Genomic DNA, 8,533 nt, shown 5'->3' with positions numbered 1-8,533 from the left:
CCCGGCCCGCTGCCCAGCCCGCTGCCCAGCCGGTGGAGCCCCAGCCCGCCGCCGCCCAGCCCGCTGCCCGGCCGGTAGAGTCCCAGCCTGCCGCCGCTGCCCAGCCGGATGCTCCGGCTGCCCCCAAGGGGACTAGCGAAACACGCGAGCCGAGTGAACCCGCAGCCCCCAGCACCCCGGTAGCTAGGCCTGCCGCTTCGGCCCCCACCCCTACTCCTGCGCCAACCCCACAGCCGGAAGAAGTTGCCGAGGCCGCCAGCGCGGCAGACGTGCAGACCTCGGCCGCTGAGAAGGCGCTGCAGGAAACCCCGGTGCCTGAGCAGGCTCCGGAGCAACCCACACAGCCTATCGACGACATCGAGCCGGCTGCCGGGCGTCTTGGAAAGCTGCGCGGTAGGCTGTCCCGTTCCCAAAACGCCATCGGCCAGGGCCTGCTGGGAATCCTTTCCGCGGGCGATTTGGATGAGGATGCTTGGGAAGAAATCGAAGACACCCTCATCATGGCCGACCTTGGTACCAAGACCACGATGAAAGTCACGGAATCCTTGCGTGAGAAAATCGCTGCACGTGGCGTGAGCACCGAAGAAGAAGCGCGCCAGATGCTGCGGGAGGCCCTCATTGAGGCCGGCCATCCGGAGATGGACCGCTCTTTGAAGGCCATGCCAAACAACGGTAAGCCCGCCGTCATTATCGTGGTGGGTGTCAACGGAACCGGTAAAACCACCACCACGGGCAAGCTTGCCCGTGTCCTGGTGTCCATGGGGCATTCGGTCTTGCTGGGGGCCGCGGATACCTTCCGCGCGGCAGCAGCGGATCAGCTGGAAACTTGGGGCCGCCGGGTGGGTGCCACCACCGTGCGCGGCAAGGAGGGCGCGGACCCGGCATCGGTAGCCTTTGATGCGGTGGCCACCGGCGTCGAGCAACAAGTAGACGTCGTGTTGGTTGACACAGCCGGCCGTCTTCACACCTCGACCGATTTGATGGACCAGCTGGGCAAAGTCAAACGCGTGGTGGAGAAGAAGACTGCGGTCGATGAAGTCCTGATGGTCATTGACGCCACCGTTGGCCAAAACGGTTTGATGCAGGCACGTATCTTCCGCGATGTTGTGGAGATTACCGGCGTGGTGCTGACCAAGCTTGATGGCACCGCCAAGGGTGGAATTGTTTACCAGGTTCAGGAAGAGCTGGGCGTGCCGGTCAAGCTTGTAGGCTTGGGCGAGGGCGCGGATGATTTGGCGCCGTTCGAAGTCGAAAGCTTCGTTGACGCGCTCCTGGGAGACAAGAAGTAACTCTAGGCGCGCACGTGTGGGGCAGTAGGATTTTCCTACTGCCCTTTTTGTGTGCGGTGGCTAGGCTTGCCGGTGCTGGTGACGCTGCGGCTGGTGGTCCGGCGGTGATTGGTGCCGGTCAGGGTGCTGCTGCGGCGGCTGGTGGTCCGGCGGTGGTTTCTGCCGGTCAGGTTGCTGCTGCTGCTGGTGGTCCGGCCGCGGGTACTGCTCCGGCGGTGGTTGGTCCGGCGGCGGGTGCTGCTGCGGCGGTGGTTGGTGCCGGTTTGGTGGTGGCCGGTGGTTGGGGATGTGGGGTGTGATGACCCGTGGCGGTCCGCCTTTGGGTGGTAGCCAGACGACATTCCCGTTGATGGTACCCATTTTGCCGCGGGTATTAGCCGGCCCGGAGTCCTCGTTGACCCCGTTGTGGTAGGCACATAGCGGGACAAGGTTGTCGAGGTTGGTTAGCCCGCCGCCGGCCCAGCTGTGGATGTGGTGGTATTGGCAGTTATCGGCTGGGGTATTGCAGTCCGGCCAGACGCAGTGCGGGAACTGCGCGGATATCATCGCGCGTTGTTTCCAGTTGGCAAACCTGGCAATCCGGTAGAGGTTCACCGGCCCGGCTACCGGATCAACTAGGGTTATCAGCCCGCAGTCAGCGAGCCGGCGCTCTAGGTATTGTTTGCCGGTCATGGTTGCACCGTTGGTGAGTTGGAAGGTTAGTTCCTCCCCGTCGCCGGAAATTAGGCGCAGCCAGTCCTCGAGTTCGATGATGATGTTGGTTTGGACTGCGGCAATAGCGGCGTCGGTGCCGTCGGTGCCTGTGAAAAAGACGCGCCGGAAGGCCTCGGCGGTATCTGTGGCGCTGGTAGAAGCCAACACGGCCGCCATGTCAGCGACTTCCAGCGCGGTGCCGGTATAGGACAAGGTGTTGACCCCGCAGCGACGGCGGGTAAGGCGCACCCCGGTGGCAGGTGGTGGTTTGGGCGTGGCTTTGAAGTGGTCTTTGGCAACGGCGTCGACGCGCTGGGGTTCGGTGGCGCAGAGTTTAACCCGCAGGTTCCAGGCATCAAGCTGGCGGCGTACTTTGGCTACGTGGGCTTCGATGCGTTGGAGGGAAGCTAGGCTGTGGCGCGCGGCGCTGTTGCGGGCGCGGCGTTGTTTGTTGGTAAACGGGGTTTGACCGAAGTAGACGTCTGCCAAGGCGTGGAGGTCGGTGGCCACGCTGCGGTCTAGGCCCAGGCTGAGAAGCTCGGTGATAGACATGCCGCGGGCTTCCTCGACCGGGTTAAGGCCCCGGGAGGTGTAGCTGGCGAATGTCGAAAGGTTCATAACAGTGCACGCTAGCACACCGGAAAATCGGGTTTTAGCTGCAAGGACGCTGCCTGTGGATAACTTTGCCTAATCCCGGCCGGAGGCGGGGGAGTTATCCACAGGCCAGAAAAATTTTGCCCAAAACCTTGACATCACCGCCAGGGCGGGTATCATTTGCCCGTTTCCGGCTAAAACCGCCCCAAACCAGCACAATGTGAAGTTGCTCACCAGCGGGGTGGGGGCGGGCCAAATCGGTCTGATCCCGGCGTGTCAGGACATTAACCCTCAACTTTTGCTTTAGAGTTGAGTCAATCATTTACAATGACTGCAAACCAAAAGCTCGGTGAACAGCTGCTCCGGAGGAGGGGAACCTTCGGAGGATAGTTAACCGGGCCCTCGTTGGCGTACCCGCCCCAAGGGTTCAAAGGAGTGTCATCACTTCCTGGCCGGGGCAGCGCCAGTGTGCATTAAACGACTACGAACCAAGAAGGACTCTATCAATGCGTCTCCAGACACAGCGTTCCCCACAGAACTCATCTCGCTCCCTGCGCCGCGGCGTAGCCGTGGCTGCCGTCCCCACCGCGCTAGCTGTGGGTCTTTCATTGCTGCCCAACGCAACTGCCCAGTCTTCCCTGGGCGGGTTGTCCTCCCGCGGTGGTTTTTCTGATAACTATGCGCCTTCGGCGCCGCCGCAGCGCACCCCAATCGAAACCGAGCAGTCTCCGGAGATTGCCGGTTTGCCGGAGGGCGTGAAGGTCAACCGTATCGAATACCTGACCCCGCGCCACGTCAAGGTGTGGATCAAGTCCGCCGTCATGCCGGATAGGGAAATAGGCGTCCAAATCTTACTGGCACGCGACTGGTATTCACACCCTGACGCAAAGTTCGGCGAACTGTGGGCGCTCGACGGCCTGCGTGCGCGTGACGATGAATCCGGCTGGACTATCGAGACCAACATTATCGAGCAATTTAGCGACAAGAACGTCAACGTAGTCATGCCCATCGGCGGCGAGGCTTCTTTCTACACGGATTGGCAGACCCCGGATAACGGCAAGACCTATCAGTGGGAGTCCTTCTTTGCCAACGAGCTAGTGCCCATCCTGCACAACAAGTTCCGCTCTAACGGAAACCGCGCTGTGGTGGGTATCTCCATGGGCGGCACGGCTGCGATGAACCTGGCGGAACGCCGGCCGCACCTGTTTAAGTTTGTGGGTTCTTTCTCCGGTTACCTGGACATGACCTCGGTGGGTATGCCGCAGGCAGTCCAGGCCGCGCAGCAAGACGCCGGCGGATACAACACCACCGCTATGTGGGGTGAGCCTGGTTCCCAGGACTGGATTGACCATGATCCAAAGCTGGGCGTGGCCGCGCTCAAGGGCAAGACCGTCTACGTCTCCTCCGGATCCGGTAAGGATGATTTCGGGCTAGAAAATTCCATTGCCAAGGGTCCTGCCAACGCCGCCGGTGTGGGGCTGGAAGTTATCTCCCGCATGTCTACCCAGACCTTCGTCGATTACGCCATCCGCGCGGGTGTGGAGCCCATCGTGCGTTTCCGCCCGTCCGGCGTCCACTCCTGGGAGTATTGGCAGTTCGAGCTCAACCAGGCGTGGCCATTCATCGCGGATTCCTTGGGACTTGCCCAGGGCGACCGCGGCGCTGATTGCAGCCCAGTTGGGGAAATCGCTAAGGCCACAGCCTCCGGCGTTATTGGCCACTGCCTGAACAACGAATTCGATGTGGCTGGCGGCAAGCAGGAAGATTTCGCTGCGGGCACCGCCTACTGGAAGCCTGACCTGGGGGCCTTTACCCTGTTTGGCGCTATCAACGCGCGCTACGCTGAGGTGGGCGGACCTAATTCCTGGCTGGGTTTCCCGAAGACCAATGAGCAGGTGACCCCGGACGGTATCGGCCGCTATGTGCACTTTGAGCACGGTTCCATTTACTGGTCCCCGGAAACTGGGGCGTGGGCAATTCCTGGCGATATGGTTGCTGCCTGGGGCAAGGATGGCTTTGAAAACGGTCCGCTAGGCTACCCAACCGGCCCGGTTAAGCAGGTCGGGGAGGGCTACCAGCAGGAGTTCGCGGGCGGTTTGTTGACCCGCAACCCGGACAAGTCCAACACCGTCGTTTTTGGCGCCATCGGCGCGAAGTACCGGGAGCTGGGCGGGGCCGCTTCGAAGCTGGGATTCCCCACTACCGGTGAGATGAAGATTAACGGCGGCGCGTTCCAGAAGTTCGACAAGGGCAACATTTATTGGTCACCAAAGACCGGCGCGCACATGGTGGAGTACGGAGACATTTTCAACGCCTGGGGTAATCACGGCTGGGAGCAGGGCAAATTTGGCTGGCCAACGGCTGATTTTGCGGAAATCCCGGCCGGTGGCCTGGTGCAGGAGTTTGAACACGGTGAGATTAGCAAGGTATTCGGCAACATCCGGGAGGATTTGCGCTAATGCGGCTAGTTCTCTGTTCCGCGCTGGCCGGTTGCGCTGTGTTGCTCACGGCCTGCGGCGGTGCAGCCACGGTGGACAACACTGCGGCAACGGCGGTTACGTCCATCGCGCCGCTGGATCGCTCCCCGCAAAGTAGCGCTCCGGACACCACTACCACCACGTCCGAGACCACGGTGGTCACCACCAAGGTTAAGGAGTCGGAGGAGCCGGTTGCCGATGCCCCCGCGCCCGCAGGCACCTCAGCTGAGGCTGAGGACGCCTACTTGGACGACCTCAAGGAGGCAGGTATTAACGTCGAAGGCGTTGAGGACCAGCTCATTGGCGCGGCCCAGGCGGAGTGCAACGCTCAGGATCAGGTCACGGTTCCGGCCGTTGCCGGCCAGCTCATTGAGCAGGCGCGCACCCAACTAGAACACGGGCAGGTAGTGGAAGCTATCGCCGCGAGCGCGCGGACACACTACTGCCAGTAACTACCCAGCCGGGTTGAGGCCCATTGCCAGCGTCGTGGAAAGCGGAGAGGGTACCAATTTAAGGTATGAAAAGACTACTAACTGTCCTTGCGGTTTTGGTGATGGTGGGAGTGATTGGCGGCGGTGCTGTCCAGTACTACCGCGCCACCACTAGCGACGATGTGGCGGCCCCACCGCCGCCGCCCCCGCTGGAGTCCAGTGCGCCGGCGGCGCCCGCGCAGCCGGACTGGTGCCCACGCGTGGAGTTTATCGCCGCGCCCGGTACCTGGGAATCTTCGCCGGAGGATGATCCGCTTAACCCCCAGGCTAATCCGAACTCTTTCATGTTGTCTATCACCAATCCGCTGCGGGAAGCTTATGACCCGGCGGATGTGAAGGTGTGGACGCTGCCTTATACCGCGCAGTTTAAAAACATCAACGCCCAACAGGAGATGTCTTATGACGAGTCGCGGGATGAGGGCACGCTGCGGTTGGTCAACGAGCTGAAGTTTATGGGGGAGAACTGCCCGCAGACCAAGTTTGTGCTCTCCGGGTTTAGCCAGGGCGCGGTCATCGTGGGTGACGTAGCGGACCTCATCGGCGCGGGTGCGGGTCCTGTCCCGGCTGCCAGTGTTGCCGGGGTGGCCATTGTTGCCGATGGCCGCCGGGAGACCGGTGTGGGCCAAAACCCCGGCGTACCTGTTGACGGCGTGGGCGCGGAAATTGCCCTTCTTCCGGTCAATAGCCTCATTCAGGCCATTGTTCCGGGCGCTACCATGCGTGGCCCGCGCACCAATGGCTTCGGTGAGTTGGCGGACCGCACTTTCCAGATCTGCGCGCCCAATGACACCATCTGCGACGCGCCTTATAACATCTCCAACGGCTTTGACCGCGCGCTCGATCTGATTCAATCTGACGGGGTGCACGCCATGTATGCGAACAATCCCAACGTGATTCCCGGAACCACGGCGAACGCGTGGGTGGTTGACTGGGCGCACCGCGTTATTGGCGCGCAGTAGCGGCCCGGCTGGGGCATAAAGTGGAAAATGTAACGAAAGAGTATCGAAAGCTGTTAAGGTTTTTGGAACGAAAGCATATTACGGTCCCGTCCGTATTGAAGGAGAACTCATGGATTTGAACGTCGCGATTGCGCAGTTTTTCAACAAGAAGGGTGAAATCACCCTGCCGCCGCAGCTCACGCTGGCCGGGATGGCGGAGATGATGTACCAGCTGGACGTGCGGACAGGCGGGGACGTTGACCGTGTGTGTATGCGGCACTGGGATTATTCCGAGTCCGCTGCGGGCACGCCCATTGAATTTACTCGCAAAGAAATTAATACTCGCGTGAAGGCAGTGGCCGCGCGGCTGCAGCAGGTGGGAAAGATTGGGGACCGCGTAGCCATTCTGGCCGGCAACTCCCCTGAATATCTCTTTGGGTTCTTGGGTGCCACGTACGCGGGGATGACCCCCATCCCGCTCTATGACCCGAACGAGCCGGGCCATACTGACCACCTGAAGTCGGTTTTTGCAGACGCCCAACCTGCGATAGTGCTCACCAACTCCCTGTCCGCGGCGGCGGTGCGCAAACATTTTTCTGATGTCCCAGCTAAGGAGCGCCCGCGCATAATCGTGGTGGACGCCGTGGCGGATTCTTTGGCAGACGGCTTTGTTGACCCACTGCAAACCCCGGAGGGCCGCGCGCTGGCGTCAAATACCACCATTTCTCCGGTAGAGATGACCGCATTCTTGCAGTACACCTCCGGGTCCACGCGTAACCCGGCCGGCGTGGTGCTGAGCAATCGCTCCATCCTCACCAACGTGCTGCAGATTTTCCGGGGCGCAGAAATCAAGGTCCCGCTGCGGATTGTCACCTGGCTGCCCCTGCACCACGACATGGGAATTATCCTGGCCGTGTTTGCCACCGTTATTGGCCAGTTCCTGGAAACTATGACTCCGCGCGATTTCGTGCAGCAGCCTTCCCGCTGGATACGGCAGCTCCAGCGCCGCGACGGCGATGAAGAGCGGGGTACGTGGACGGTAGTGCCTAACTTCGCCCTGGAGCTGGCCGCCCGCTACGCTAAGCCTGAAGAAGGCGCGGAGGTGGACTTCAGCAACGTCTCCGGCCTGGTGGTGGGCTCCGAGCCCGTGACTGAGGCAGCGGTTACCTCCTTCCTGGAAGCCTTTGAGTCCCACAACTTTGACCGAAATGTCATCCGTCCGTCCTATGGTTTGGCTGAGGCATCCTTGCTGGTTTCCACCCCAGACCCGGGCATGGGCCCGGTGGTGTCCTACTTTGACCGGGAAAAGCTGGGCCAGGGCCACGCGGAGCTCACGGAGAAGTCTGCGGATAGCGTGGCGTTTATCTCAAACGGCCGCGGTGTGCCGGCGCAGTACCTGACCCTGGTTGACCCCGCCACTAAGGCGGAGCTTCCGGACGGGGAGATTGGTGAGATCTGGCTGCACGGTGACAACCGCGCGCAGGAGTACCTGGGCCGCCCGGAAGAGTCCCAAGAGACGTTCCACAACACCCTGGGAACCCGCCTGGAGGAGGGCTCCCGTGTGGAAGGCGCGCCGGAGGATGACAATTGGCTGGCCACCGGTGACCTGGGCGTCATCATTGACGGTCAGCTCTACATCACCGGCCGGCTTAAAGACCTCATTGTGGTGGCCGGGCGCAATCACTACCCGCAGGATATTGAGGGCACGGTGCAGGAGGCATCGGCGCACGTGCGCCCGGACTCCGTGGCCGCTTTCTCTGTGGAGGGCGATAATACGGAGAAGCTGGTCATTTTGGTCGAGCGCGCGGACCGTTCCGACGCCGCCGATGACGCCGCTGCCACCGACGCCATCCGCGCCGCGGTCTCCAAGAACCACGGCCTGACCCCTGACGTGGTGAAGTTCTTTGCCCCTAATGAGATTAACCGCACCTCTTCGGGCAAGATTGCCCGCCGCGTGGCCAAGAAGCATTACCTGGCCAACTAGCAGGACCGCTTGGTGGTTTGTGCCGCTTAAAGCTGCACGCGCCCCGCTGGTGCCTACTCTACGGAGC

The 8,533-nt window shown here is 61.6% G+C and carries 6 protein-coding genes; 5 read left to right on the top strand and 1 reads right to left on the bottom strand.

What is annotated here, in order from left to right; genetic code table 11:
• On the top strand, positions 1–1,289 hold a 1,289-nt coding region (gene ftsY / locus F4V58_RS10940; RefSeq protein WP_249041145.1), incomplete at its 5' end, for a signal recognition particle-docking protein FtsY.
• 60 nt (positions 1,290–1,349) lie between these two features.
• On the opposite strand, the gene F4V58_RS10935 is transcribed toward ftsY, so the two are convergent.
• Positions 1,350–2,600 (bottom strand): HNH endonuclease signature motif containing protein, encoded by a 1,251-nt coding sequence (locus F4V58_RS10935; protein ID WP_150385802.1) that lies wholly within the window; start codon positions 2,598–2,600, stop codon positions 1,350–1,352.
• 482 nt (positions 2,601–3,082) lie between these two features.
• Between F4V58_RS10935 and F4V58_RS10930 the strand changes: the two genes are divergently transcribed.
• The 4 genes from F4V58_RS10930 to F4V58_RS10915 all read left to right on the top strand — a co-directional run bounded on the left by F4V58_RS10930 (position 3,083) and on the right by F4V58_RS10915 (position 8,466).
• The gene (locus F4V58_RS10930; protein ID WP_075735946.1) at positions 3,083–5,035 is read left to right on the top strand and encodes an alpha/beta hydrolase-fold protein; all 1,953 of its coding nucleotides are present in this window, start codon (positions 3,083–3,085) and stop codon (positions 5,033–5,035) included.
• Positions 5,035–5,505, top strand: a complete 471-nt coding sequence (locus F4V58_RS10925) for a DUF732 domain-containing protein (RefSeq protein ID WP_075735944.1) — start codon at positions 5,035–5,037, stop codon at positions 5,503–5,505. Before F4V58_RS10930 ends, F4V58_RS10925 begins: the two co-directional genes overlap by 1 nt.
• Positions 5,506–5,570: 65 nt before the next feature.
• Complete coding sequence (locus F4V58_RS10920; protein WP_075735942.1) at positions 5,571–6,503, top strand: cutinase family protein; 933 nt, start codon at positions 5,571–5,573, stop codon at positions 6,501–6,503.
• 109 nt (positions 6,504–6,612) lie between these two features.
• Positions 6,613–8,466: a FadD32-like long-chain-fatty-acid--AMP ligase gene (locus tag F4V58_RS10915; protein WP_075735940.1), complete on the top strand. Its 1,854-nt coding sequence runs from the start codon at positions 6,613–6,615 to the stop codon at positions 8,464–8,466.
• The last annotated feature ends 67 nt before the right edge of the window (positions 8,467–8,533 follow it).

The sequence above is a fragment of the Corynebacterium phocae genome, from assembly GCF_008693075.1.
GTDB classification, from domain to species: domain Bacteria; phylum Actinomycetota; class Actinomycetes; order Mycobacteriales; family Mycobacteriaceae; genus Corynebacterium; species Corynebacterium phocae.
Note: the sequence above shows the minus strand (reverse complement) of the source record. Positions and strands in the feature narration are given on the sequence as shown.